This window comes from Rhodovulum sp. BSW8 (assembly GCF_003314725.1).
In the GTDB taxonomy this organism is placed as follows: Bacteria; Pseudomonadota; Alphaproteobacteria; order Rhodobacterales; family Rhodobacteraceae; genus Rhodovulum; species Rhodovulum visakhapatnamense.
The window spans coordinates 21,192-45,827 of sequence record NZ_QNVX01000067.1 but is presented as its reverse complement, the minus strand read 5'-3'; the positions used below and the strand labels follow the sequence as shown (position 1 = coordinate 45,827).

Below are 24,636 nucleotides of genomic sequence, written 5' to 3'. Positions count from 1 at the left end.
GCTTGGCGGCGCGTACCGAGTGGCGTTTGTTCCCGAAAGTCATTGACCGCGAGGTGTGCGATGCCCGTGACCGCCACGACTGTGCCCGCGTCCGCGGGCGAAAGCCGCAAGACCCCCTCTGCAGCGCCGGTTTACCAGACAGACTACCTTATGCCGGTCGAGGTGCATGTCTTTGCCCGCGAGGGCCAGCACTACGCCTTCGACTGCCGGTCATACGCGATCTTCAAGCTTGACCGAGGGGCGGCTCTGGTTCTGGACCGTGCCGCGCGCATGAGCCTGCCCGAAATCGTCGAGGATCTGGCGGGCGAGTTGTCCGAGGCCAAGATCCGCGGCCACTACCTGCGCTTTCTCGAAATGCTGGTGGCGGGCGAGCTGTCTTGCGAACCGGTACCGCGGCCCGGCCGACCGCCCTTCAAGAACCTCGTCCTGATGCTGGCGGGCGGCTGCAACATGGGCTGCAGTTACTGTTTCGAGAAAGACGTGCCGATCTATCAGAAGCCCAATGTCATGACCCGCGAGCGGGCCGACGAGGTTCTGGACTGGTTCTTCCGCCATCAGGAAGGGCCGAAGGCGCATGTGCAGCTTTACGGCGGCGAGCCGCTGCTGAACTGGGAGGTGCTGACCCATGTCGTGGAACGGATCGACGCCTGGGCCGTGCGCGAGGGCAAGGACCTGAGCAAGTACCTGATCACCAACGGCACGCTGCTGAACGAAGAGAGGGTGGGCTTTCTGGTCGATCACGGGGTGACGGTGCAGGTCAGCATCGATGGCGACCGCCGGACCCATGACCGCTTTCGCACCTTCAAGAACGGCCGTCCGACCATGCCCGCGATCCTGCCCAATATCAAAAGGCTGGCCGAGAAGGGCGCCGATTTCAACCTGCGCGCGGTGCTGACCCGTGCCAACAAGGACCCCGATGCCGTGACCCGCGGGCTGAGCGCGCTGGGCGGCGAGAGGGTCTCGTTCGAGGTGGTGGCGACCGACGCCCGCGAGGCGCAGTTCGACGAGGCCGACTGGGAAGAATTCCTGGCCCATTACGACCGCTATCTGGGCCGCGCCTTCGAGACCTGGACCGGCCTGCCCGACGAAATGAAGGGCACGATCCTCAAGATCCTGCGCCAGCAGCGCGTGGTCTATGGCTGCGGCGCGGGCGTGTCCGAGGTGACGGTGGCGCCCGATGGCAACATCTACGAATGCCAGCGGATCTATCGCGATCCCTATTCCAGCATCGCCGAGGACAAGGGGCCGACCGAGCTTGACAGCCGCTTCCTGACCATGGTCGACGACCGCCCGGTCTGTCAGGATTGCTGGGCGCGCTATCTCTGCGGCGGCGGCTGCCTGCATCAGTCGCAGACCGGGCACGGCTCGGACGACCCGCTGCCGCAATATTGCCGGATGAAACATGCGCTGGTCGAGGCGGCCATCGTGCGGATCGACGAGATCCGCAGCGTCGCGGCCCGGGCCGTCGAGGCCTGAGGCCATGGCGCTGGCTCTCGACAGACGCCCGCTGGGCAAGACCGGGATCGAGGTCTCGGCGATGGGGATCGGGTCGAGCCCGTTCCGCCACGGGGCCGCGGCCGACTGGGCCGGGCTGCTGGCAGAGGCCTATGACTGCGGCATCACCTATTACGACACCGCGCGCAGCTATGTGAACGGCGAGGCGGTGATCGCCCATCTGCCGCCCCGCGTGCGCGACGGGCTGACCATCGCCACCAAGACCGGCGCGCGGGGCGGGCCGCATTGCCTGCGCGATCTGCAGACCTCGCTTCGGGCCATGGGCCGGGACCATATCGATCTGTGGATGACGCACATGGTCGAGACGATGCGCGAGTATGAGCTTTGCACCGAACTGGGCGGGTTCTGCGATGTCGCGGTCGCGGCCCGGACGGCGGGGTTGGTGCGTGCGACCGGCGCCTCGTTCCATGCCCCGACCGAGGTCATCCTGCGCGCCATCGAGGAGCGCGCCTTCGATGTGGTGATGTTTCCTTTCAACGTGCTTGGCCGCGAGACGGTGTTCGGCGCGCCCATTTCCGACTATCGCGACCGGCTGTTGCCCGCGGCGCGCGCAAACGGTGTCGGCGTCGTGGTGATGAAGGTGCTGGCGGGCGGCGAGATGAAACATGGCGCGCCGCGGCTTGGGTTTCTGGCCGATCCCGCCACCGGTCAGGACACGCTGTCGGGGGCGATCCGCTATGCGCTGATGCAGCCCGGCATCGCGACCGCCGTGCTTGGCATGGCCAGCCGGACCGAGCTGCGCCGGAACCTGGCCGCAGGGATCGGCGTCGGGCCGGACCCCGGGGCCTGCCAGAGGCTTGAGGCCCGGGTGGCGGCGGCCTCTCCCGGCGAATGCACCCGTTGCGCCGCCTGTCTGGGCGTCTGCCCCGAGGGGATCGAAATTCCCAAGGTGTTCCGCCTGCTCGATCAGGACCGCTTTTTCGGCATGACCGGGATCGCGCGGTTCAAATATGCCCGGATGCAGCCCGATGCCTCGGCTTGCGCGCGCTGCGGAAAATGCGCCGAGGTCTGCCCCGAGGATTTCGATATCGCCCGCCTGCTGCAGCTTGCGCATGCGCGGTTGACCCAAGCCACCCGTCCAGCCGGTTCCAGACAGACAGAGGAGGAAAATACGCATGGCTGACGAAGTCCAGGGCTTCAAGAAGGTGACTGCCGAGCAGTTGCCCGAGGAGCAGAAGAAGAAGCTCCGCAACGCGCTCCAGCAGGAGCTGGCGGAGGCGATGATCAAGGTCATCCGCGCCGAGCCGCCGCAGGTGGATCTGAGCGAGATCGAAGTGATCCTCAAACCCGGGCAACGGATCGAGGAATGGGATGTGCTCGCCAGTTGCGGAACCTGTGGCACCTGCGGCACTTGCGGGACCTGCGGCACGTGCGGGACGGCGGCGCTGACCGATGACATCCCGATCAACATCGCCCGCGAGCTTGGGGTGCTGCTGCCCAAGCCGCAGGTCGATCTGCTGCGGCTCCATTCCGACATGGAAAAGATGAACTCGATGATCCTGACGCTGGCCAATCGTCGGCAGAAATAGCGGCGCGGATCAGTCGAACGAGGCGAGCGCCGCGTCCAGAACCGGATCGCGGCCCTCGCGCAGATCGACGGCCCCGGGCGCGGCCTCGATGGCGGGGAGGAGCCCCGCGCCCTCGATCGGCGCATCGGTGCCGGGCCGCGCATAGCGGGCAACCGGCACGAAAACCCCCAGAAGCGACCGCGGCAGGCGGAACTCGACCGGATCGCCCACGGCGCCGCCGCTTGGGCTGCCGACCAGGGCCGCGCCGGGCAGGGCGGCAAGGGCCGCGGCACAGATCTCGGCGGTCGAGGCGGTGCCCGCGTCGATCAGCAGCCGCAGCCCGGAGGGCTGGGGCGTGGCCGTGGGCGTAAGGATCAGATCCTGGAACCGCCCGAGCTCTCCGCCATAGGGGGCGGGATGGGCATGGCGCATCCAGACCAGCGGCGCACCGGTCAGCCTTGTTGCCAGCATGCGGGCCTGTTCGTCGCGCCCGCCCCCATTGCCGCGCAGGTCGATTGCCAGCCGGTCGCACCCCTCAAGCCCGCCAAGGGCGGCGTCAAGCTGGCGCGCCATCTCGGCATCGCTGATCTGACCCGTCCGGTCGCGGCAGGCAAAGCTGCGCACCGTGATCAGCCCGGTCCGGTCGCCAATCCGCCGGGCGCGCACCGCAGGCGGCGGCGGGGCGGCGGGGGCCTGCGTGCGCCACTCGGGCGCAAGCGTCAGATCGTGCCCCCGCGCATCGGTCAGGGTCAGGCATCGGGGCAGGGGGGGCTCGCCCGGCAGGCAGTCGCGGTGCGAGAGGCTTTGCAGGGCAAAGAGGTGCCTCTGCCGGGGCGTCGAGCCGGGGCGCAGCCGGAGGGATGCCAGGACCTTTTCGGCCGGAACGCCGTCGATGGCGGTCAGGAGATCGCCGACCGAGGCCGCCCGATAGGCCGAAATCGCAGGATCGGCCCAGAGAAGCGCCGGGCCTTCGGGCGTGGGCGCGAAGGCCAGCCCCGACTGCCAGCCGGTCTCTGCCCCCATCACGCTGGGTGCCAGTCTCAGGTGACAATCGCCCAGCGCCCAAAGCCCGCCGCGAAGCGCCCGCGCCCCGGCCCAGAGATCGCCCGCAGGCTCGACCGCGCGCAACGCCGAAAATACGGCTCCCGGATCGGTGCCGTCAAGTTCGGCATGACGCGCCCGACCGGCCCACCAGAGCGCGACCGCCCCTTCGAGAAAGTCCAGATCGGCCAGCCAGTCGGATCGCTGATAGGACACGTTCGGCCCCTCCTGCCCGAACGGCGTTTGCTTGATGATGCGGCGCCCGGCCGATCCGGTCCAGCCGAAATGCTGTAACCCTCCTTTCGGTGCCGCCGGGGGGGCGGCGAGTGCGAAAGGGGTCCCGCGGTTGACAGGGCGGGATCGGGGCGCGCCACTTGATCCGACTGGCCGGCGGTATCGAGGCGGACAGACCGCGCGCCCCGACCCTGCGAGCAGAGGGCCGACGATGCTGCCCCGTGCCTCTTCCTTGCCGCTGCCCTTGCGCTTGCGCCCCTCACGCCACCTGCTGCCGCGCTTGACACTTGCGAGGCGCCGCCGGACCGAGGCCTTCCGGTCCCTGGCGGCGCGCACGATTTTCGAGGCGATGGCCTACCGGGGCAGCGACGCTGCCCGCGCTGAACTGACCCAGATCGCGCTGATCTTCGAGCCCGAAGACGATGCCGACGCCCTGGCCGAGGCAATTGGGGGCATGGTCTCGTCGGTGCATGGGCGGGACAGTCCGGCGTCGGCCTCGGCGTTCCACGCGTTCTTTGCCGATATCGCGCTGCTGGACGGCCGGGGCCGAGACCGTCGAGATGGTGCCGGGCGCGGTGTTGCGCGCAGAGCCGCCGCCTTTTGCCGGGCGGGCCGGATGGCCGCCCGGGCCGAGCGCGACCACCAGCGGGCCGAAGAGGCCGCCCGCGCCCGGGCGTCCGCGCAGCCCCGAGCGGGGCGTTTCGGGCCCAGAAGGTCACGGCGCGCTGTTTCGTTCTGGAATCTTACGGGTCGACCAGGGCCGATTTCGAGTTCTGCAATGCCGGCGCGCGCCAACCCGGCCATGAGGCGGCCATCGTCCGGTTCGAAATGCCTACCGCCTGGCCGAAGCCCGAAACCGCGCATGTCACCGAGACCGGGGCCTCTTCTGCGTCGGGCCGGACGGGAGGATGCGGCTGATGGTTCCCGACGAGGGGCCCGCTGCCTGCACTCTGCCGGGCGGGCGGACGCTGACCTGTCAGGGCGTGGTGGCGACCGTCGCCAATCCCGACGCCTTCACCTGCTCGCCTGGCTAGGGCCCCGGGTCCGACGCAACGGCCTCAGAAATCGAGATTGGCGACGCTCAGCGCGTTCTGCTGGATGAAGTCGCGGCGCGGCTCGACCACGTCGCCCATCAGCTTGGTGAAGATGTCGTCGGCCTCGGCCACATCCTCGACCCGCACCTGCAGAAGCGTCCGCGCCTCGGGGTCGAGCGTGGTTTCCCAAAGTTGTTCGGGGTTCATCTCGCCCAGACCCTTGTAGCGTTGCAGCGAGAGGCCCTTTTCACCCTCGCTGAGGATCGCCTGCAACAGTTCGGAAGGCGCATGGATCGGCTGGTCGCGGTCCTTGCGCACGAGCTTGGCGGGACGTTCGTAGACCTCCTGCAGCTTGGCGGTGAAGGTCCCGAGCCGCGCGGCTTCGGCCGAGCGCAGCACCGCACCGTCCAGCACCCGCACCTCTTCGACGCCGCGGACGACGCGCGAGAAGCGCAGGCCCTTGTCCTGGGTCGGACGCCCCTGCCAGCCGCGTTCGTATTCCAGCGCGATCAGGTCGAGCCGCCGGGCCACCGCCTCGGCCGTGCCCTGCAGGTCGGCGTCGATCTGCCCGGGCCGGAAGGCCCCGGCGATGGCGGCCTGTTCGAGGATATGCGCGGGGTAATGGGTCGGGAAGGCCTGCAGGATGCGGCGGACCTGGCGGGCCTCTTCGATGACCCGGGCCAGATCGTTGCCGATCAGGTGCTGGCCGTCGCCCAGCTGCAGCACCGCGCCGTCGATGCCCATCTCGACCAGATAATCCTCAAGCGCGGCCTGATCCTTCAGATAGACCTCGGACTTGCCGCGGGCGACCTTGTAAAGCGGCGGCTGTGCGATGTAGAGGAAGCCCCCCTCGATCACCTTCGGCATCTGCCGGAAGAAGAAGGTGAGCAAGAGCGTCCGGATATGCGCGCCGTCGACATCGGCATCGGTCATGATGACGATCTTGTGGTAGCGCAGCTTCGAGATGTCGAACTCGTCCCGCCCGATGCCGGTGCCGAGCGCGGTGATCAGCGTACCGATCTCCTGGCTGGACAGCATCCGGTCGAAGCGGGCGCGTTCGACGTTGAGGATCTTGCCCCGGAGCGGCAGAACCGCCTGATTGGCCCGGGCCCGGCCCTGCTTGGCCGAGCCGCCGGCGCTGTCGCCCTCGACGAGGAAGATTTCGGATTTGGACGGATCGCGTTCCTGGCAATCGGCCAGCTTGCCCGGAAGCGAGGCCACGTCCATCGCCGTCTTGCGCCGGGTCAGTTCGCGCGCCTTGCGTGCCGCCTCGCGGGCCAGCGCCGCCTCGACGATCTTGCCGACGATGTTGCGAGCCTCTTGCGGGTGTTCCTCGAACCATTCGGCGAGCTTTTCGTTCACCAGGCTCTCGACCGCGGGGCGGACCTCGGAACTGACCAGCTTGTCCTTGGTCTGGCTGGAAAATTTCGGATCTGGCACCTTGACCGACAAGACGCAGGTCAGTCCCTCGCGGGCATCGTCGCCGGTAAAGTTGACCTTCTCGCGCTTGGCGATGCCGCTCGACATGGCGTAGTTGTTGATGCTGCGGGTCAGCGCCCCGCGGAAGCCCGCCATATGGGTGCCGCCGTCGCGCTGCGGGATGTTGTTGGTGAAGGGCAGGACGGTCTCGTGATAACTGTCGTTCCACCACATCGCGACCTCGACCGCGATCCCGTCGCGTTCGCCGGTCATGAAGATCGGATCGGGCACCAGCGCGGTCTTGTGGCGGTCGAGATAGCGGACGAATTCGCGCACGCCGCCTTCGTAGAACAGCTCGGACCGCAGCGGCTCGGCGCCGCGTTCGTCTTCCAGCACGATGCGGACGCCGGAATTGAGGAAGGCCAGTTCGCGCAGCCGGTTTTCCAGCGTCTTGAACGAATAGTCGAGATTCGAGAAGGTCGAGGTCGAGGCCAGAAACCGGACCTCGGTGCCGGTGCGCCCGTCCGAGGGACCGACGACGCGCAGATGCTCGGCGGTATCGCCATGCTCGAACCGCGCGTAATGTTCGTGGCCTTCGCGCCAGATCCGCAGTTCCAGCCAGTCCGAAAGCGCGTTCACGACCGACACGCCGACGCCATGCAGCCCGCCCGAGACCTTGTAGGAGTTCTGGTCGAATTTGCCCCCGGCATGCAGCTGGGTCATGATGACCTCGGCCGCCGAGACGCCCTCTTCCTCGTGGATGCCGACCGGAATGCCCCGGCCGTTATCGCTGACCGAGACGCTGGAATCGGCGTGAATCTTCACGGTCACCGCGTCGGCATGGCCGGCCAGAGCCTCGTCGATGCCGTTGTCGACGACCTCATAGACCATGTGGTGCAGACCCGAGCCGTCGTCGGTGTCGCCGATATACATCCCGGGCCGTTTGCGTACCGCCTCCAGGCCCTTGAGAACCTTGATGGAATCGGCGCCATATTCTTCGGCAACCCGTGCGTTTTCGGCCATGTGCTGGATCCTCTGTTCGTCGCCGATCTTATACGGGGTCGTGGTGGGATTGTCACGCAAGAGCCACAATATTTGGTATCAGGCGAAAGGAATGACCAGCCCCACCGCAATCAGCATGCCGCCCGCGATCCGGTTGACCCGCCGCAGCGTCCGGGGCTCGTCCAGTAGCCGCCGCGCGCGGTCGATGAACAGCGCAAGCGTCAGGTTGCCCAGAAACGGCACCAGCACCGAGATCGCCACGATGGCGGCAATGTCGGGACCCTGCAGGCGGTCGATATCGAAGAAGCCCGGCAGGACGCCCATGTAGAACAGGATCGCCTTTGGGTTGCCGAGGATCGCGGCCATCCCCGCCAGGAATCCTGCGATCCGGCCTGGCCGGGTCAGGCGGCTGTCAGCAACGATTCCGCGCCCGGCCTGCAGGATCAGCATGAGCCCCATGGTCAGGAACAGCGCCGAGGCCAGAAGCCGCAGGATCGCCAGCAGTCCTCCGAAGGCCGACACCGCCCAGCCCAGCCCGAAGATGGCAAGCGGCGGCCAGAGTGCGTCGCCCACCATCACGCCTGCCGCCAGTGGCCAGGCGGCGGCGAACCCGCCCGACAGCGCCCGCGCGGTCAGCGCCAGCCAGACCGGCCCCGGCGTCAGAAAGAGGATCAGCACCGCGCCCGCGTATAGCGTCAGGTCGGCGGCGCTGGCTGTCATGATGCGGGCGGGGAGGGGGGCACGGTCAGCCGTCCCTCGGCGTCGAGCGGCCAGAACGGGTTATGCGCCAGCTCCCAGACATGCCCGTCGGGATCGGTGAAATAACCCGAATAGCCGCCCCAGAACACCTCTCGGGGCGATTTCAGCGGCTGGGCCCCGGCCGACAGCGCGGCCTCCCAGGCCAAGTCGACCCCGGCGCGGTTGGGAAAGTTCTGCGCCAGCGTCATCGCCCCGGTGCCCAGCTCCGCCTCGGGGCGCCCCTGATCGGCAGCCAGCGCCGCCCGTCCGAAAAGCCCCAGTGCCATTCCATGGAGCTGAAAGACCACGATCCCCGCTTCGGCCTCGGCGGGCCGCCACCCGAGCGCCTCGTAGAACGCGCGGGCGCGGTCAAGATCGTCCACGCCCAGCGTGATCAGGGTGACGCGCTGCGGGGTCACGGGCTGTCCCTCCTCTCGATCCGGCTGGTGCCGCCGGTTTCGGCCACCTCAAGATACTGCGCCCGGCCCCCCAGGTCGGAAAAAAGCTCCGCCCCGGTGCCGGTCATCCAGGCCTGAGCCCCCAGGGCGCAGATTTCGTCGAACAGCGCGGCCCGCCGACCGGCATCCAGATGCGCCGCCACCTCGTCCAGCAGCAAAAGCGGCGGTGCCCCGAAATCCTGCGCCAGCGCCCGCGCATTGGCAAGGATCAGCGCGATCAGCAACGCCTTCTGTTCGCCCGTCGAACAGTGCCGCGCCGCGACCCCTTTGGTGGTGAAGACCGCCTCGAGATCGGCGCGGTGCGGCCCGGCCAGCGTCCGCCCCGCCGCCATGTCGCGGCCCCGACCCGCGGCCAGCGCCCCGGCCAGGGATTCGGGGTCTTCGGGGTCGGCGCCCTCGGGACCCGCCAGTGCCAGCGCCGCGGCGGGAAAGGCGGTTTCGGCCTCGGCCTGCGCGGCGTCGAGCCGGGCCAGCGCCGCCCGCCGGTTGGCGCCCAGCACCGCCCCGGCCTCGGCCATCTGCGCCTCGAGCGCGCCGAACCAGTGGGGGTCGCGCACCTCGTCCTTCAGCAGGCGGTTGCGCTCGCGCATCGCCTTTTCATAAGCCAGCGCCGCCTCGGCATGACCGGGTTCGAAGCTTAGCGCGATCCGGTCCAGAAACCGCCGCCGCCCCTCGGCCCCCTCGATCCAGAGCCGGTCCATCGACGGCACCAGCCACAAGATTCGCGCGATCCGCGCCAGGGCCACCTGCGCGGCCGCCTTGCCGTCAAGCCGTACCTGCCGCGTGCCGCCCGGCTCGGCCCAGGTCTCGATCTCGTGAACCGCCACCGGTCCGGCCAGCACCGCCCCGACCTTCCAGCCAAGCTGCCCCGGTGCCCGTGCCAGATCCTCGGCCCCGGCCCGGCGCAGGCCCCGGCCGGGCGACATCAGCGATACTGCTTCCAGAAGATTGGTCTTGCCCGCCCCGTTCGCGCCAAAGACGGCGATCGGCCGCCCGTCAAGCGCCAGACGCGTCCGCTCATGCGAGCGGAACTGCGAAAGGGTCAGCTCTGTCAGCGAGAGCCCGGGCACGGCTTGCCCTTCTTGTTGGCGAAAATACCCGCGCCGCAGGCCGCCCGGCATCTGCCGGGCTCCGCTTCGCTCACCGGGTCTCAGACCCGCATCGGCATAACGACATAGACCGCCGAGGCATCGTCGCCCTCGCGCATCAGGGTCGGATCGCCGGACGAGTTGAACAGGAAGACCGCATTCTCGCGATCGACCTGACCGGCAATTTCCAGCAGGTATTTCGCGTTGAACCCGATCTCGAGCCGCTCGTCGCCATAGGCCACGGCCAGCTCTTCCTCGGCGGCGCCGCTGTCGGGCGAGGTGACCGACAGCGTCAGCCGGTCTTCTTCCAGCGCCAGCTTGACCGCGCGCGAGCGTTCGGAACTGACCGTCGCCACCCGGTCGACCGCCTGGGCGAATTCGGCCGCGTCGACCTCGAGCCGCCGGGCATTGTTCATCGGGATCACCCGCGAGTAATCCGGGAAGGTGCCGTCGATGACCTTCGAGGTCAGGGTAATTTCGGGCGTGGCAAAGCGCACCTTGGTTTCGCTGACCGAGACCGCGATGTCGATGTCGTCATCGTCCAGAAGCTTGCGCAACTCGCCCACGGTCTTGCGCGGGACGATCACGCCGGGCATGGTCTCGGCGCCCGCGGGCAGGGCAGCGTCGATCCGCGCGAGCCTGTGGCCGTCGGTTGCGACGCAGCGCAGCACCTGCCCGTCCTCGCCGGTCGCCACATGCATGTAGACGCCGTTCAGGTAATAGCGGGTCTCTTCGGTCGAGATCGCGAATTTCGACTTGTCGAACAGCCGGCGCAGCACCGGCGCCTTGGCGGTGAAGTTCGAGCTGTATTCCGACGAGGCCATCACCGGGAAATCCTCGCGCGGCAGCGTCGCCAGATTGAAATGGGACTTGCCGGCATTGACCGTCAGCCGCCCCGAGGCGCCGTCATCCGACAGCTCGACCAGCGCGCCATCGGGCAACTTGCGGACGATTTCGTGCAGCGTGACCGCAGGCACGGTGGTCGCGCCCGCGCGTTCGACCGTCGCCGGGGCCTTGTCCACGACCTCGATATCGAGATCGGTGGCGCGGAAGCTGACGCTTGCCCCCTCGGCTTCGATCAGGACGTTGGCGAGGATCGGAATGGTGTTGCGCCGCTCGACCACCGACTGCGCCTGGCCCACCGCCTTGAGAAGTGTGCCGCGTTCGATGCTGAATTTCATGCCCCTCGCTCCTCTTGCGCCCGGGAGGCGAACCCTAACGGTTTCGCCCCCCCGCTCAAGCGTTTTGTTGGACTGTCCGAGACTTTCACAAGGGCGTCAAGGGGCGCCCTGGGCCGGGGCCGATCAGGCCTCCAGCATGCGGCGCAAAAGCTCCAGATCCTCTTCGATCTGGCTGTCCTTTCCGCGCAGCTCCTCGATGCGCTTGACCGCATGCATGACCGTGGTGTGGTCGCGCCCGCCAAAGCGGCGCCCGATTTCAGGCAGGCTGCGCTGGGTCAGCTGCTTGGAGAGATACATCGCGATCTGGCGCGGACGGGCGATGGTGCGGTGCCGCTTGGGGCCGACCATGTCGCTGAGCCGCATGTTGTAATGCTCGCTGACCTTGCGCTGGATCTCCTCGATGGTGACCTTGCGGTCCGAGGCGCGCAGGATGTCGGCCAGGCAATCCTGGGCCAGATCCAGCGTGATCTCCTTGCCGACCAGCGAGGCAAAGGCGAAAAGCCGGGTCAGCGCGCCTTCCAGCACACGGACATTGGTGGTGATCCGGTGGGCGAGAAATTCCAGCACGCCGCCCGCGATCACCAGACCCGGATATTGCATCCGGTACAGCTCGACCTTCTGCTGCAGGATGCCCAGCCGCAATTCATAGTCGGTCGGGTGCAGGTCCACGACCAGCCCGCATTGCAGGCGGCTGCGGATCCGGTCCTCCAGGTCCTTGATCTCGCCCGGCGCGCGGTCGGCGGAAATCACGATCTGCTTGTTCTGGTCCACCAGCGCGTTGAAGGTGTGGAAGAATTCCTCCTGCGTGCTGTCCTTGCCGGCGATGAACTGCACGTCGTCCACCATCAGCACGTCGACCGAACGGAACAGCGACTTGAAGCCCATCATGTCGCGTTCGCGCAGCGCCTGCACGAAGCGGTACATGAACTGTTCGGCCGACAGATAGACCACCTTCTTTTCCGGCGCCCGGTGCAGCAGATCCCAGGCGATGGCATGCATCAGGTGGGTCTTGCCCAGACCCACGCCGCCGTAAAGGAACAGCGGGTTGAACGCGACCGGACCGCCCTCGGCCACGCGGCGCGCGGCGGCATGGGCCAACTCGTTCGGCTTGCCGGTGACGAAGCTGTCGAAGGTGAAGCGCGCGTCCAGCGGCGCGCCCGGCATGTCGTCCTCGTCGCGCCGCTCGGCCGCGGCGGCGCGGCGCGGTTGCGCCGCTGGGGCGGGCTCTGCCGGTTTCTGGGCCGCGACCGCGAATTCCAGCCGGTCCACATCGACACCGCTGCGGGTCAGATGTTCGAGGATCTTGTCGCCGAAGTTACGGTTGACCCAGTCGCCGACAAAGCTGGTGGGGACACCGAACCGCGCCACCCCGTCTTCGAGGGCGCGGAATTCCAAGGGAGCGATCCAGGTTACGAAGTTGTTCTTGCCGATCGATTTCTCCAGATCATCTCGAATGCGTCCCCAGGTGTCGTCTGTCATCTTCTCTTGCCCGCTCTTAGCCGATCCCGCAAAACCGGACAGCCCGAGAGACGCTCCGTCATGGAGCGGCCGTCGGAACCCCGGTGCGCATCGAAACGGGAGAAGACCCTTTCGGCAAAAGCGACACTTCCATTGCCGGGCTCCGCCATCGCGGCACCCGGGTGTCCCCAAGTCGCTTTGCCTCTCACGGTCCTTTGGACATGACACAAAACCCTACGGACAGAGCCAGGCTCCGTCAGGCTCGCAGCAGCGTTCGGTCAGAGCGCATCCCCTGAATATACGCCCTGTCCGGCAAGCCCCCCTCGATCGTCTCTCATGCCGGCTCTGGCCGGATAAAAAGCAGATCGTGGCGCGGGTCTTTCCGCGTCATGCCCCCCCAAGTCGATGTGAATCGCCTAGAGACGGTAGACCGGGGGTCGTGAGGGGTGCAACAGAACTTCGGCCTTGACGGCGAGCATGCGCGGAACGAATCCAGAGCGTGTTGCCGCAGGCCCATAGAGGCCGGGGAGGGAGCCCAAATAGCGAAGGGCGCAGCCTTGCGACCGCGCCCTTCGGAGCCCTTGTTTTTATGGCGGAATCAGCCCCGGATCAGGCGTTCAGCGCCTTCACCCGCGAGGCCAGTCGCGACATTTTCCGGGCCGCCGTGTTCTTGTGAACGACGCCCTTCGTGACGCCGCGCATCAGCTCGGGTTGGGCCTGACGAAGGGCGGCCGCAGCGGCATCCTGATCGCCCGAGGCGATGGCCTCTTCGACCTTCCGCAGGAAAGTGCGGATGCGCGAGCGACGCGCCTTGTTCACGGCATAGCGGCGCTCGTTCTGGCGGGCGCGCTTCTTGGCTTGGGGCGAATTGGCCATGTGGTCCTTTTCCCTTTTCCGGGTCTCGTGGTCAAAATCTCTCGCGCAACGAGTCCCCGGCCGGGTTTCGATGCCACCGGCTGATTCCGGCCAAAGCGGGCCTCACACGCATGTAAGGCGCGGCTTATAGTCGGGCTTGCCGGAAAAGGAAACCGGAAAATGCGCAGGCCCGGGGCCGCGCGTCACTTGTCGCGGAACTGGGGCTCGCGCTTCTCGACGAAGGCCTGCATGCCCTCGGCCCGGTCCTCGGTCGCGAACATCATGTGGAACATCCGCCGCTCGAACAGCAGCCCCTCGCGGAGCGTCGTCTCGAAGCTGCGGTTGACGCATTCCTTGACCGCCATCGTGGTCAGCGCCGATTTCTCGGCGATCTTCTGCGCCGCGGCCATCGCCTCTTCGATCAGCTTCTTGGCAGGGACGACGCGGCTGACGAGCCCCGCGCGCTCGGCCTCTTCGGCATCCATGAAGCGGCCCGTGAGGTGCATGTCCATCGCCTTCGACTTGCCGACGGCGCGGGTCAGGCGCTGGGTGCCGCCGATCCCGGCAACAACGCCGAGGTTAATCTCTGGCTGTCCGAATTTAGCGGTGTCGGCGGCAATGATGAAGTCGCACAGCATCGCCAGTTCGCAGCCGCCGCCCAGAGCATAGCCCGCCACGGCCGCGATGATCGGCTTGCGGCAGGCCAGCAGGCGTTCCGTCTCGGGGGTGAAGAGGTCGCCCGCGAAGACGTCGACGAAGCTCTTCTCGCTCATCTCCCGGACGTCGGCACCGGCGGCGAAGGCCTTCTCGGACCCCGTCAGGACGATGCAGCGGACCTTTTCATTGGCATTGGCCTCGCTTACCGCGTCGGCCAGCTCGCCCATCAGCTCGCCGTTCAGCGCGTTCAGCGCCTCGGGCCGGTTCAGGCGGACCAGTGCTACGTGGTCCTCGATCTCGACGATCAGCGTCTTGTAAGCCATGGACTGTCGGCCTCCGTTCGGTTCGAGCCCGAGTCCTTAACAGTCTCGGGCCTGCGATCAAGCTATCTTTGGCATTGCGGACAGTAGAATGTCGACCGCCCCGACTGGACGACTCGGCGGATGGTGCCGGGGCATCCGGGGGTAGGGCAGGGCTTGCCCTCGCGTCCGTAGACGCGGAAATTGTGCTGGAAGTAGCCCAGTTCGCCATCGGCCTGGCGATAGTCCCGAAGGCTCGAGCCACCCGCCTCGATGGCTTCGGCCAGAACCGTCCGGATCGCCGGAACAAGGATCGCCAGCCGGGCTGCGGCAATTCGGCCCGCCTGACGCAAGGGCAAAATCCCGGCCCGGTGCAGCGCCTCGCAGACATAGATATTGCCAAGCCCCGCGACCACACGCTGATCGAGCAGCGCAGCCTTGATCGGCGTTTGCCGCCCGCCGAGCCGCCCGATCAGGTAAAGCTCATGAAAGCCGTTGCCCAGCGGTTCGGGGCCAAGTCCGGCCAGCAGCCGGTGACAATCCAGCGCGGTGGTGGCGGTCAAATCCATGGCGCCGAAGCGGCGGGGGTCGTTGAAGGTGATCCGTGCGCCGCCCTCGATCTCGAACACGACATGATCGTGCTTCTGCGGCGCCGGATGGTCATGGACAAAGTGGCCCAGCGTGACCCCCGAGACCAGGATCCGGCCCGACATGCCCAGATGCACGATCAGCGTCTCGCCGGTCGAAAGCTCGGCAAGCAGGTATTTCGAGCGCCGCCCGAGCCGCAGCACCCGTGCCCCGGTCAGCCGCTCGGCCATGCGCTCGGGCAGGGGCCAGCGCAGGTCGGGGCGGTTGAGATGCGTCGCGAGGATGGTGCGACCTTCCAGCACGGGGACCAGGCCGCGACGCACTGTCTCTACCTCTGGCAATTCCGGCATCGGACCTTCACTTCATGGCAGAACGGATTGTAGTCCCCGCAGAGCGCCCTATAAGAAGGGCCGGACAAATGAACGGCAAGGCCCCATGACCGAGAGTGCCCAGAAAACCACCCATTTCGGGTTCCAGACCGTCGCCGAAGAAGAGAAGGCGGGGCTCGTGCACGGGGTCTTCACCCGCGTCGCCTCGCGCTACGACCTGATGAACGACCTGATGTCGGGCGGCATCCACCGGGTCTGGAAGGACGCGATGATGGACTGGCTCGCGCCGCAGCCGCATCAGCGGCTTCTGGACGTGGCGGGCGGCACCGGCGACATCGCGTTCCGGTTCCTCGGCCGCGCGCCCGGCGCGACGGCGGTAGTCTGCGACATGACGGAATCGATGCTGGTCGAGGGCCGCAAGCGGGCCGAGGCCGACAACCTCGCCGCCAGTCTCGACTGGGTGGTGGGCGACGGCATGGCGCTGCCCTTCGCCGATAACAGCTTCGATGTCTTCACCAATTCCTTCGGCACGCGGAACATCACCCGCATTCAGGATGCGCTGAACGAGGCCTACCGGGTGCTGAAACCCGGCGGGCGGATGATGATCCTCGAGTTCAGCCAGATGCCGAACCCGCTGCTGCAATGGGCCTATGACCGGTATTCGTTCAACGTGATCCCGCCGCTGGGCCAGTTCGTGGTCAATGACCGCGACAGCTATCAGTACCTGGTGGAATCGATCCGCAAGTTCCCCGATCAGGAAACCTTCGCCGGGATGATCCGGACCGCCGGGTTCGAGCAGGTGAGCTACCGCAACCTGTCGATGGGCATCGCGGCGCTGCATTCGGGCTGGAAGATCTAGGTGCGCGGGCCTCACAACATCTGGCGGCTGGTGCAGACACTGGCCACCATGGAGCGCACCGGTGCGAACCGCTTTGTGCTGGAACAACTGGGCGCGCCCGCCAGTGTCCGCGCCGCGGCGCGGGTCATGGGCTGGCCGTTCAAGGTGCTGGGCGAGAAGGGCGATCCGGCGCTGCCGCCCGCGACCCGGGCGATCACCGCGCTGGGCCCGGCCTATATCAAGTTCGGCCAGATCCTCTCGACCCGGCCGGATGTGGTGGGCGACGAACTGGCGGTGCAGCTTCGGGTCCTGCAGGACAAGCTGCCGCCCTTCCCGACAGAGATCGCCAAGGAAACCATCGCCCAAGAGTTGGGCCAGCCTGCCGACGAGCTGTTCTCGGAATTCTCCGAGCCGATCGCTGCCGCGTCTATCGCCCAGGTGCACCGGGCGCGGATCGCCCGGACCGGCGAGCTGGTGGCGGTCAAGGTGCTGCGGCCCGGGGTCGAGCGTAACTTCCGCAAGGATATCGACGCCTTCTATTTCGCCGCCTCGACCATCGAACTGTTGGCGCCGTTCTCGCGTCGGCTGCGCCCGACCGATGTGATCGCCCATTTCGACGGGGTGGTGACGGGCGAGCTGGACCTGCGGATCGAGACTGCCCAGGCGGCCGAATTCGCCGCCAATACCGAGAACGACAAGGGCTTTACCGTGCCCCGGGTGATCTGGCCGCTGTCCTCGAAGCGGGTCATGACCATGTCCTGGTGCGAGGGCGTGCCGATCGGCGACAACGCCGCTCTGGACGCTGCGGGTCATGACCGCCGAGTGATTGGGGAGCGCGTGCTGTCGATGTTCCTGCGCCATGCGCTGCGCGACGGCTATTTCCATGCCGACATGCACCAGGGCAACATGAAGGTCGGTGCGAACGGCGACATCCAGTGCTTCGATTTCGGCATCATGGGCCGGATCGACGAATATACCCGCCGGGTCTATGCCGAGATCCTGTACGGGTTCATCCGCCGCGATTACCGCCGGGTGGCCGAGGTGCATTTCGAGGCGGGCTACGTGCCCGCCGACCGCGAGATCGACGAATTCGCCCAGGCCCTGCGGTCGGTCGGCGAGCCGATCTTCGGCATGGACGCGACCCATATCTCGATGGCGAAGCTCCTGGCCTATCTGTTCGAGGTGACCGAGCGGTTCGGCATGGCGACCCGGACCGAGCTGATCCTGTTGCAGCGGACCATGGTCGTGGTCGAGGGCGTGGCGCGCTCGCTCAACCCGTCGATCAACATCTGGGAAGTCGCCCGGCCGATCGTCGAGGAATACATCAAGGAGAACATCGGGCCAAAGGCGGTGGTCCGCGATCTCAGCCGCACCGTGCGGGTGTTGTCGCGCTTCGGGCCTCGGCTGCCGGAACTGGCCGAAGCCGCGCTGATCCGCCAGTCGCAGTCCGAGGCTGCGCGACCGCCGCGTCCCTGGCTGCAGCCACTGCTATGGATGGGCGCCGGCGCCGCGCTGACCTGGATCGGCGCCGGATTGGCCCTGCTGCTGCTGTCCTGAAACCCGTCAGGCGGCCCGTGAGGGCCGCCTTCGCGGCGATCAGACCGGATCGCGCAGTGCCGAAACCTCCGACGCCTTGACGATGGTGCCGCTGTCGAAGACGATGCTGATCTCACCCTCGTTGGTGCGGACTTCCGCGATCTGGGCATAGATCCGGGCCTGGGCCTCTGACAGTTTGCTGCCATCCTCGGCATAGCTTTCCACGATGAAATCGTAGAGCCCTGCCTCGTGGTCCTCGCCGCCGGACCAGAGTATGGTCTTGGTGTCGGGGGGGATGGGCTCGGACTGCACGATGGCGCCGGTGTCATCGCGCACCACAAGCTTGGCAGTCGAAGCGTCCTTGTCGATCTCCGGGAAAACCGTGACGGGCGTCACTCCGTCATAGTTCGCGGGAACAGCGGCCTGGCCTTCCATTCCGACCCAGGATCCGTATTGGGACAGGCCACCGCCGCCCAGATTGGCCGAGAGGGCCTTGAGCAATTCGTTGGTCTGCACCTGCTGTTCGACCCCCGAGAAGGTCGCGATCTGCAGCGCATAATCCGACGATTCCATCGGGTTCAGAGGGTCCTGATTCTCGAGTTGCGTGGTCAGCATGCGCAGGAAGGTTTCGAAGTCGCTGCTGATCATCGTCTTCGAGTTGCCGCTGGTCGAAGCGGAGGACGAGTTCGTGGCGGCGCTGGCGGCGGAGGAGACGCTGTCAACCATGGTAAATTCCCTTCAAAGACGAAGATCGAGGCCACCGCCCGACGTGCGGGCAGAGGTACTGTTCGTGGCAAGCGGGCCCGTGTCGGCCCCGTCTTCACCCGGCGTGAGCCCGGCGGCGGCAAAACCGCGCGCCTGGCCCTGATTGCTGCGCTGCTGCCCGGCGAAATCGAGGACGACCTCGCCATAGCCCAGATCCCGCATCGCGCTGGCCAGCATGTCGCCATGGCGCCGCATCAGGTCGAGCGTATCGCCGCGATCGGCCAGAATGCTGACCGTGATGCCGTGATCGCTTGGGGTCAGGGTCAACCGCACGCGGCCAAGCTCTTCCGGGCTGAGCGTCAGATGGACCGACCCGTCCGCAGCGCGGTGAAGCGATTCGGCCATCTGGCGCATCGCCGTGCGCGGCGCATCGGCCAGTTGGGGAGAAGCCGACGCAGAGCGTGCGGCCTCGGAAGACCGCGCCTGGTCGGATCCGGCGCGATCTGACAGGCCGCCTTCGGTCGCCGCAGCCGGATCGGCGCGGCCACCGTCGGCGACCGCCGACCCATCGGACCCGGCGCCCGCCAATTGGGGGGCGGCCGCGCCATCCGCCTGCGCCAGCGCCGCCGGAGCGGAGGCCGTCTGCGGTCCCGTGGCAGGGGCCGCGGCCTCCTGCCGGAGCGAGTCGCGGCCCCGATGCTCGCCGCGCCCCTCCGACCTGCCGCCAGAGGCCGATGCCGCACTGGCCTGAGCCGCACTGGCCTGCAGGGTGTCGCGGGGCGTCTGGGCGGCGGGATCGACGGTCGCCTGGGTCTGTTGCTGCGTTGCCGAAGCTTTCGCTTGTGAGGGCTCGGGCGACGGGGCCGATGCGGTTTCGGTTCCCTTGCCGGTTCGGAGTTCGGTCTTCTGGCTTTCTACGTGCGAATCGGCCGCCGAGGCCGATTGCGCCTGGACACCTTCCGCCGGGGATTGCGGTGCGCCTTGATCGGTCGCCGTTGGCTGCGGTTGGGTGGTCGCCCTGATCGCAGCCTGTGCGGCGGTGTCGACGGAAGCGGCGTCGCCAGCCTGCGGGTCTTTGGCATCAGGGACGATGGTCCCAGGCACGGCGGGCGCCGTTGCGGTCTCTGCTGCGGTTTTGGGGAGGGTCGTCGCCGACGGGAGCGTCGCATTTTCCGTGAGCGTGCCTCCCGGGGCGGGGGCCGTCGTAGGCGTTCGTCCCGCAGGGTCGGAGGGGAGGACGGTTTCGGCCGTGGCCGCGCGCGCCGTTTCGACGGCTCCCACCGGAGTCGGCCGGGCTGCGGGTTCGGCCGCCGCGACATCCGGTGTGGCGGCAGCCGACGGCGGCACGGCCAAGGGGGGCGGAACCGAGGGCGCAAGGTCCAGGGATGCAAGCTGCGCCGCGTCCTCGGACGCCGCCGGGCCGTCGCTGGCGGTGCCCGCCTCAGCTTCGGATCCGGGCGCTTCTTTGCCTTCGACCTCGGTCACCGGCGCTTTGGCGGTCTCTGCCGGGCCGGTCTTGGCCGACGCGGCATCTTCGGGGGCCGGGGGGGGGCCGTCGCGTCGCGGCGGGGCCTCGGACGCCTTGTCCCTGGCCTTGGCGCGAGCGGGCGGCTCGGTCCGGTCCGGGGGCGTCGACTCGTCGAAGACCGAGCGGAAATCCGAACCCTCCGTGTTGGAAGGCCGGGAACTGCCCGGTGCGTCGAATCGGGAAGGCCCGGAGGGGCCGAGCGTATCGAAGGGGAAAGGAACCTGCATGCGTATAGCCAGACTTCTGTCGGAGTTGGCCGCAGATTGGACCGGGATCGGTTACCGGTCCTTTACCGGATTCCCCCAATAACGGAAAAAACGACTCGCAGTTTAGGAGTTCCGCCATGCTGCCTCCCACCCTGCCTCCGACCGGCGCGACCGGCGCCACCGATCGCGAGGCCCGTCTGGCCCAACTCCGTGCCGCCGCCGAGAAGCTCGAGGCCCAGTTCCTGTCCGAGATGCTCGAATCGGCCGGTCTGGGCGACCTGTCCGGCGAATTGTCCAGCGGTGCGTTCAGTGGCGGCATCGGCGAATCCCAGTTCAACTCTTTCCTCCGCGACGCCCAGGCCACGGAAATGGCGCGCGCGGGGGGTATCGGCCTTGCCGAAAGCATCTTCGAATCACTCAAGGAGCGGATGGATGACCTCGATTGACACAATCGCCGACCTTCTCGAGCGCGAGTATCAGGCGCTCCGGGACAGCGACTTCACGGCGCTGCGCGCATTGACCGACGAGAAGGAACAACTGGTCGCCCGGTTACAGATGCCTTCCGAGGCCGACCGAGACGCGCTGGACCGGCTGCGCAGCAAGGCGCGGCGAAACGATCGCCTGCTGGCGGCGGTCGAGAAAGGGCTCGACTCCGCCCGCGCCTCGCTGAAGCGGCTGCGCGAACCGGCGGCGGCGCTGGACACCTACACGCAGCGCGGCGAGCGCACCCGTATCGGTGCCACCCCTTCGGCGCTCACGCGCCGCGCCTGAGCCCTATTTTAGCCAAATCCGACGATTACAACCTTCCCCAGTTAGTCGTCCCTTAACCCCGGACTGAAAGGTTCGGGGCGCACCCTGAGACGGGTGGCACGGCACGGGGAAACTCCGCAGCCGTATGGGTCAGAACGCCTTCAATTGCCGCTTATACGCGGCTTAACCCCTTGGGCGCAAAGCGCCTTGTACTTGGAAGGACCATACCCATGACCAGCATTCTGACGAACGCCAGCTCGATGGTTGCGCTGCAGACCCTTCGCAGCATCAACTCGAACCTCAATCAAACCCAGGCTCAGATCTCCACCGGCAAGGCGGTCGCGAGCGCCAAGGACAACTCGGCCGTCTGGGCCATCTCGAAAGTGATGGAATCGGACGTGTCGGGCTTCAGCGGCATCGCTGACAGCCTTGCCACCGGTCAGGCGATGGTCGGCGTGGCCCGGACCGCGACCGAATCGATCACCGATCTGCTGAGACAGGTCAAGGACAAGGTCGTGGCGGCTCAGGACCCCTCTGCCGATACCGCCAAGCTGCAGAACGAGGCTGACCAGCTGATCGGCCAGGTCGAATCGATCATCGGGGCTGCCCAGTTCAACGGGGTGAACCTGATCAAGAGCGGCGCTGCGAACGAGACTGTCCTGTCGTCTCTTGACCGTTCCGGAAACCGCGTGTCGGCCTCGACCATTGCCGTTGACGCCATCGACCTGTCGACCACGGCCGCCGCCGCGACCGGTGCGGTCGCCGCGGGCTCGACCAATGGGACTTCCTTTGTCGCCGGTGGCGCCAACGTGATCAGCGGCACAATTACGGATGGCAGCACTGCAAGCGTGGCCTTGTCTGGCCTTGACGTTGGCGATACCGTCACCGTCACGATCGACAACAAGAACTACAGCTATTCCGTGACCGCCGACGACGTGAATGGTTCCAACACGGCCTCGGATCTTGTGGCGGTCAAACTGGCCGACATGATCAACGCTGCTGGCGTTGGCAAGACTTTCGATGCGGCCGGAAACGTCACGAACTACGGGATCACGGGCGAGTACGACTCGGGCACCCCTGGCGACCTGGTCTTCAGCAACGGCAAGGGCGACGGCAGTGACATGGCCGTGACGGTTCGTGTCGAAGGTGCGGGCACCGGCGGTCTTGGGGCGCTGAACGGGTTCAGCATCACCGGCGCCACGGCCATTGCGGACGTCGAAACCATGATCAACGCTTCGATCGATGCTGCGGCGCAATTCGGTGCGATCGAGTCGCGTCTCGAAATCCAGTCGGAATTCGTCAAGAACCTGACCGACTCGCTGAAAACCGGTATCGGCGCTCTCGTCGACGCCGACATGGAGGAAGCTTCGGCCCGCCTCCAGGCGCTGCAGGTGCAGCAGCAGCTGGGCACCCAGGCGCTGTCGATTGCCAACCAGGGGCCGCAGAACCTTCTGTCGCTCTTCCGTTAAGGAGGGCTGGCCGGGGCCGAAGCGCCCCGGCCTTCTCCGCCTGAGAGCTGAAAGCTACGATAGGAATGGAAGGACAGAACGTGAATGCACTTCAGATGGCCCGAACGGCCTATTCTGCGCCGAACCAGAACAAGACCCGCAGCCCCCGCGCCACCGAGTACGCCGCCTTCGGCAGGGTCACAAGTCTGATCAAGCAAGCCCACGATTCGGGCAAACTCGCCTTTCCCGCGTTGGCTGCCGCGCTGCACCAAAACCGCAAGCTGTGGCGAATTCTCGCGGCAGACGTCGCAGACAAGGACAATGGACTTCCCACGGACCTGCGCGCCCGGATCTTCTATCTCTACGAATTCACTGATCACCATACCGGTGAGGTCTTGGCCGGTCGTGCAACGGCATTGCCTCTGATCGAGATCAATACGGCAATCATGCGCGGTCTCGCCGTCCGGGTGGAGGCCTCATCATGAGTGGCGGCCTCGTTCTTAAACTCGGTCCGAAAGAACGTGTTCTGGTGAATGGCGCGGTGATCGAAAATGGCGACCGGCGCACCCGGCTTTCGATCAAGACCCCGAATGCCAACATCTTGCGTCTGCGCGATGCGATCCACCCCGAAGAGGTCAACACTCCGGTCCGCCGCGTCTGCTATTTGGCCCAGCTGGTGCTCTCCGGCGACTCGACGCCGACCGAGGCGCGTCCGCAACTTCTGCGCGGGATCGAGCAACTGAGCCAGGCGTTGACCGATCCGGACAGCCGCGCGCAGCTTGCCGCGGCCACCGATGCAGTCCTGCAGGACCAGTACTACCAGGCGCTCAAGGCATTGCGCGGCCTCCTCCCGCGCGAAGAGCGTCTTCTTGCGGGGCTTCGGGACCAATGAGTTTCCAGCCGGTTCTCCCTCTGACGGGTTATGCCGGCTGGCGCTTCCTCGAACGCACGATGGAGCGCCAGCAGGATGCTTTCAACAAGAGCCCGACGACACAGAAGGAACTCGACTACTTTGCCAAGAACATCGGCAAGGTGACGTCGGCGGACGATCTGGTATCAGACTATCGTCTGCTGAAGGTCGCGTTGGGGGCCTTTGGTCTGCAGGATGAAATCGGCAACAAGTTTTTCATCAAGAAGGTCCTGACCGAGGGGGTCGACGCTGAGGGCGCTCTGGCCAACAAGCTGGCCGACAAGAGCTACTACAAGCTTGCCGAGGCCTTCAGGTTCGTTTCCTCGGGCGCAGCCGCCGCGGCGGCCAAAGACGATTTCGCCAACGATTTGAGCCTCAAGATCGAGGGCGCGGGATATCTCGCGGTTACGACTCCTTCTGGCGAAGTCGCCTATACCCGAAATGCCAGCCTGAAGCGCAACGCAGACGGTCAGATCGTTACCGCCGAGGGCTACACCGTCGCCTCCTCCAGCGATGCGAAACTGTTGCCGGGCGCAGGCAATGGGACCGATACGGGCGGTAAGGAAACGGCCTTCTCTGGTATCACTATTCCTGACTTCGTCGAGACTTTAACTGTCAATGACAAGGGGGAGGTCTACGGTCACTTCGAAGGGGGCAGGCAAGGCCTTCTGCTAGGTCGACTTATCCTGACCAGTTTCTCCGACGAAGACGCCCTTGCCGTGCTTGGAGCCGACACGACAGAGGAAATCAAGGACCAGAACGCCACGCCCGCCGATCATGAGACGGCCTACTTCGTTGTAACCCAAGAGTCGGGCGATCCGATCTCGGGGCGTGCGCTTGAGGACGGGTTCGGCAGTTTCAAGCGGGGTGAGGCAGTCGAGGCGCAGGAGACCTTCGATGCCGCGTCGATCACTGCAGCCTTCCTGACCCGTAGCTTCGAAGTTGCTGTCGGTGAACAGAACGAGGACATGCGTCTGGCGCTCAATATCGACCGGGAGCTCGTCACGCTTGCCGCCGACGACATGTCGGAGGACGCCAAGTGGTTCTCGATCATGGGGTCGGGGCCGATGCGGTCGGTCTTCGATATGGCTTTCGGCCTGCCTGACTCCTTCGCGGCGCTCGATCTCGACCGGCAGCTCGATGTCTACAAGGCTAAGGCCAAGGCGATGTTCGGCGATGCCAGCGTCTCGCAATTCTCGGGCGACGAGATGCGCGACAAGCTCATCAAGATGTACATGATCCGGTCCGAAGCCAGTACCGGTGCCGGGTTCAGTTCAGGGCAGATCGCGCTGAGGCTTCTGGGCGGCTGAT

The 24,636-nt window shown here is 66.6% G+C and carries 25 protein-coding genes; 12 read left to right on the top strand and 13 right to left on the bottom strand.

The features are described 5' to 3' along the window. Positions 1-66 precede the first annotated feature (66 nt). From DSD19_RS20580 to DSD19_RS20570, 3 genes are read left to right on the top strand one after another with little or no spacing between them, the layout of a single operon-like run. Positions 67-1,476, top strand: a complete 1,410-nt coding sequence (locus tag DSD19_RS20580; protein WP_165828198.1) for a radical SAM/SPASM domain-containing protein — start codon at positions 67-69, stop codon at positions 1,474-1,476. Between the two features lie 4 nt (positions 1,477-1,480). Next, positions 1,481-2,638, top strand: coding sequence for an aldo/keto reductase (locus DSD19_RS20575; protein ID WP_165828197.1), 1,158 nt, complete (start codon positions 1,481-1,483; stop codon positions 2,636-2,638). Then, complete coding sequence (locus tag DSD19_RS20570; protein WP_113670930.1) at positions 2,631-3,044, top strand: hypothetical protein; 414 nt, start codon at positions 2,631-2,633, stop codon at positions 3,042-3,044. The genes DSD19_RS20575 and DSD19_RS20570 overlap by 8 nt, the downstream gene beginning before the upstream one ends. A 9-nt stretch (positions 3,045-3,053) precedes the next feature. Here DSD19_RS20570 and DSD19_RS20565 read toward each other — a convergent pair whose 3' ends face one another. Both DSD19_RS20565 and DSD19_RS21550 read right to left on the bottom strand, forming a co-directional pair. Further along, a complete protein-coding gene (locus DSD19_RS20565) occupies positions 3,054-4,280 on the bottom strand; it encodes a S41 family peptidase (protein ID WP_113670929.1) in 1,227 nt (408 codons plus the stop codon). A 277-nt stretch (positions 4,281-4,557) separates the two neighbouring features. Then, positions 4,558-4,941 (bottom strand): hypothetical protein, encoded by a 384-nt coding sequence (locus tag DSD19_RS21550; RefSeq protein ID WP_133260488.1) that lies wholly within the window; start codon positions 4,939-4,941, stop codon positions 4,558-4,560. A gap of 265 nt (positions 4,942-5,206) precedes the next feature. Between DSD19_RS21550 and DSD19_RS22610 the strand changes: the two genes are divergently transcribed. Continuing rightward, positions 5,207-5,332 (top strand): hypothetical protein, encoded by a 126-nt coding sequence (locus tag DSD19_RS22610; protein ID WP_256359804.1) that lies wholly within the window; start codon positions 5,207-5,209, stop codon positions 5,330-5,332. Between the two features lie 24 nt (positions 5,333-5,356). On the opposite strand, the gene gyrB is transcribed toward DSD19_RS22610, so the two are convergent. The 9 genes from gyrB to mutM all read right to left on the bottom strand — a co-directional run bounded on the left by gyrB (position 5,357) and on the right by mutM (position 15,425). Continuing rightward, positions 5,357-7,774 (bottom strand): DNA topoisomerase (ATP-hydrolyzing) subunit B, encoded by a 2,418-nt coding sequence (gene gyrB / locus DSD19_RS20560; protein WP_113670928.1) that lies wholly within the window; start codon positions 7,772-7,774, stop codon positions 5,357-5,359. Between the two features lie 78 nt (positions 7,775-7,852). Beyond that, positions 7,853-8,473, bottom strand: a complete 621-nt coding sequence (locus DSD19_RS20555; protein ID WP_075784547.1) for a LysE family translocator — start codon at positions 8,471-8,473, stop codon at positions 7,853-7,855. Next, positions 8,470-8,910, bottom strand: coding sequence for a VOC family protein (locus DSD19_RS20550; RefSeq protein ID WP_113670927.1), 441 nt, complete (start codon positions 8,908-8,910; stop codon positions 8,470-8,472). The genes DSD19_RS20555 and DSD19_RS20550 overlap by 4 nt, the downstream gene beginning before the upstream one ends. Then, on the bottom strand, positions 8,907-10,019 hold the full coding sequence (gene recF / locus DSD19_RS20545; protein WP_113670995.1) for a DNA replication/repair protein RecF: 1,113 nt from the start codon (positions 10,017-10,019) through the stop codon (positions 8,907-8,909). The genes DSD19_RS20550 and recF overlap by 4 nt, the downstream gene beginning before the upstream one ends. Positions 10,020-10,099: 80 nt before the next feature. Beyond that, the gene (gene dnaN, locus DSD19_RS20540) at positions 10,100-11,218 is read right to left on the bottom strand and encodes a DNA polymerase III subunit beta (RefSeq protein WP_075784549.1); all 1,119 of its coding nucleotides are present in this window, start codon (positions 11,216-11,218) and stop codon (positions 10,100-10,102) included. Positions 11,219-11,341: 123 nt separating this feature from the next. Next, complete coding sequence (gene dnaA, locus DSD19_RS20535) at positions 11,342-12,697, bottom strand: chromosomal replication initiator protein DnaA (RefSeq protein WP_075784550.1); 1,356 nt, start codon at positions 12,695-12,697, stop codon at positions 11,342-11,344. 588 nt (positions 12,698-13,285) lie between these two features. Then, a complete protein-coding gene (rpsT, locus tag DSD19_RS20530) occupies positions 13,286-13,552 on the bottom strand; it encodes a 30S ribosomal protein S20 (RefSeq protein WP_075784551.1) in 267 nt (88 codons plus the stop codon). A 182-nt stretch (positions 13,553-13,734) separates the two neighbouring features. Then, positions 13,735-14,511 (bottom strand): enoyl-CoA hydratase, encoded by a 777-nt coding sequence (locus tag DSD19_RS20525; protein ID WP_075784552.1) that lies wholly within the window; start codon positions 14,509-14,511, stop codon positions 13,735-13,737. 62 nt (positions 14,512-14,573) lie between these two features. Then, complete coding sequence (gene mutM, locus DSD19_RS20520; protein WP_075784553.1) at positions 14,574-15,425, bottom strand: bifunctional DNA-formamidopyrimidine glycosylase/DNA-(apurinic or apyrimidinic site) lyase; 852 nt, start codon at positions 15,423-15,425, stop codon at positions 14,574-14,576. Positions 15,426-15,510: 85 nt separating this feature from the next. Between mutM and ubiE the strand changes: the two genes are divergently transcribed. Beyond that, on the top strand, positions 15,511-16,263 hold the full coding sequence (ubiE, locus tag DSD19_RS20515; protein ID WP_075784554.1) for a bifunctional demethylmenaquinone methyltransferase/2-methoxy-6-polyprenyl-1,4-benzoquinol methylase UbiE: 753 nt from the start codon (positions 15,511-15,513) through the stop codon (positions 16,261-16,263). Further along, positions 16,264-17,799, top strand: a complete 1,536-nt coding sequence (gene ubiB, locus DSD19_RS20510) for a 2-polyprenylphenol 6-hydroxylase (RefSeq protein ID WP_113670926.1) — start codon at positions 16,264-16,266, stop codon at positions 17,797-17,799. A gap of 39 nt (positions 17,800-17,838) precedes the next feature. Here ubiB and DSD19_RS20505 read toward each other — a convergent pair whose 3' ends face one another. Further along, the gene (locus DSD19_RS20505) at positions 17,839-18,504 is read right to left on the bottom strand and encodes a flagellar hook capping FlgD N-terminal domain-containing protein (protein ID WP_075784556.1); all 666 of its coding nucleotides are present in this window, start codon (positions 18,502-18,504) and stop codon (positions 17,839-17,841) included. Positions 18,505-18,516: 12 nt separating this feature from the next. Beyond that, positions 18,517-20,238, bottom strand: coding sequence for a flagellar hook-length control protein FliK (locus DSD19_RS20500; protein WP_113670925.1), 1,722 nt, complete (start codon positions 20,236-20,238; stop codon positions 18,517-18,519). A gap of 116 nt (positions 20,239-20,354) precedes the next feature. On the opposite strand from DSD19_RS20500, the gene DSD19_RS20495 reads away from it, so the two are divergent. From DSD19_RS20495 to DSD19_RS20470, 6 genes are all read left to right on the top strand, one after another. After that, on the top strand, positions 20,355-20,663 hold the full coding sequence (locus tag DSD19_RS20495; protein WP_075784558.1) for a rod-binding protein: 309 nt from the start codon (positions 20,355-20,357) through the stop codon (positions 20,661-20,663). Further along, on the top strand, positions 20,650-20,988 hold the full coding sequence (locus DSD19_RS20490) for a hypothetical protein (protein WP_075784559.1): 339 nt from the start codon (positions 20,650-20,652) through the stop codon (positions 20,986-20,988). The genes DSD19_RS20495 and DSD19_RS20490 overlap by 14 nt, the downstream gene beginning before the upstream one ends. Before the next feature lie 209 nt (positions 20,989-21,197). Then, positions 21,198-22,436 carry a flagellin gene (locus DSD19_RS20485; protein ID WP_113670924.1) on the top strand — a complete coding sequence of 413 codons (1,239 nt, stop codon included), beginning with the start codon at positions 21,198-21,200 and terminating at the stop codon, positions 22,434-22,436. Positions 22,437-22,516: 80 nt separating this feature from the next. Beyond that, on the top strand, positions 22,517-22,900 hold the full coding sequence (flaF, locus tag DSD19_RS20480) for a flagellar biosynthesis regulator FlaF (protein WP_165828196.1): 384 nt from the start codon (positions 22,517-22,519) through the stop codon (positions 22,898-22,900). After that, the gene (gene flbT, locus DSD19_RS20475; protein ID WP_113670923.1) at positions 22,897-23,307 is read left to right on the top strand and encodes a flagellar biosynthesis repressor FlbT; all 411 of its coding nucleotides are present in this window, start codon (positions 22,897-22,899) and stop codon (positions 23,305-23,307) included. Before flaF ends, flbT begins: the two co-directional genes overlap by 4 nt. After that, positions 23,304-24,635 carry a DUF1217 domain-containing protein gene (locus DSD19_RS20470; protein WP_113670922.1) on the top strand — a complete coding sequence of 444 codons (1,332 nt, stop codon included), beginning with the start codon at positions 23,304-23,306 and terminating at the stop codon, positions 24,633-24,635. Before flbT ends, DSD19_RS20470 begins: the two co-directional genes overlap by 4 nt. The last annotated feature ends 1 nt before the right edge of the window (position 24,636 follow it).

Coding starts and splice junctions, on each gene's coding strand:
- DSD19_RS20555 (WP_075784547.1), bottom strand. CDS start 8,473: ATGACAGCCAGCGCCGCCGACCTGACGCTATACGCGGGCGCGGTGCTG.
- DSD19_RS22610 (WP_256359804.1), top strand. CDS start 5,207: ATGCGGCTGATGGTTCCCGACGAGGGGCCCGCTGCCTGCACTCTGCCG.
- gyrB (WP_113670928.1), bottom strand. CDS start 7,774: ATGGCCGAAAACGCACGGGTTGCCGAAGAATATGGCGCCGATTCCATC.
- DSD19_RS20490 (WP_075784559.1), top strand. CDS start 20,650: ATGACCTCGATTGACACAATCGCCGACCTTCTCGAGCGCGAGTATCAG.
- DSD19_RS20470 (WP_113670922.1), top strand. CDS start 23,304: ATGAGTTTCCAGCCGGTTCTCCCTCTGACGGGTTATGCCGGCTGGCGC.
- dnaA (WP_075784550.1), bottom strand. CDS start 12,697: ATGACAGACGACACCTGGGGACGCATTCGAGATGATCTGGAGAAATCG.
- DSD19_RS20570 (WP_113670930.1), top strand. CDS start 2,631: ATGGCTGACGAAGTCCAGGGCTTCAAGAAGGTGACTGCCGAGCAGTTG.
- DSD19_RS20495 (WP_075784558.1), top strand. CDS start 20,355: ATGCTGCCTCCCACCCTGCCTCCGACCGGCGCGACCGGCGCCACCGAT.
- ubiE (WP_075784554.1), top strand. CDS start 15,511: ATGACCGAGAGTGCCCAGAAAACCACCCATTTCGGGTTCCAGACCGTC.
- rpsT (WP_075784551.1), bottom strand. CDS start 13,552: ATGGCCAATTCGCCCCAAGCCAAGAAGCGCGCCCGCCAGAACGAGCGC.
- DSD19_RS20485 (WP_113670924.1), top strand. CDS start 21,198: ATGACCAGCATTCTGACGAACGCCAGCTCGATGGTTGCGCTGCAGACC.
- DSD19_RS20525 (WP_075784552.1), bottom strand. CDS start 14,511: ATGGCTTACAAGACGCTGATCGTCGAGATCGAGGACCACGTAGCACTG.
- flbT (WP_113670923.1), top strand. CDS start 22,897: ATGAGTGGCGGCCTCGTTCTTAAACTCGGTCCGAAAGAACGTGTTCTG.
- mutM (WP_075784553.1), bottom strand. CDS start 15,425: ATGCCGGAATTGCCAGAGGTAGAGACAGTGCGTCGCGGCCTGGTCCCC.
- DSD19_RS20505 (WP_075784556.1), bottom strand. CDS start 18,504: ATGGTTGACAGCGTCTCCTCCGCCGCCAGCGCCGCCACGAACTCGTCC.
- dnaN (WP_075784549.1), bottom strand. CDS start 11,218: ATGAAATTCAGCATCGAACGCGGCACACTTCTCAAGGCGGTGGGCCAG.
- DSD19_RS20575 (WP_165828197.1), top strand. CDS start 1,481: ATGGCGCTGGCTCTCGACAGACGCCCGCTGGGCAAGACCGGGATCGAG.
- DSD19_RS20500 (WP_113670925.1), bottom strand. CDS start 20,238: ATGCAGGTTCCTTTCCCCTTCGATACGCTCGGCCCCTCCGGGCCTTCC.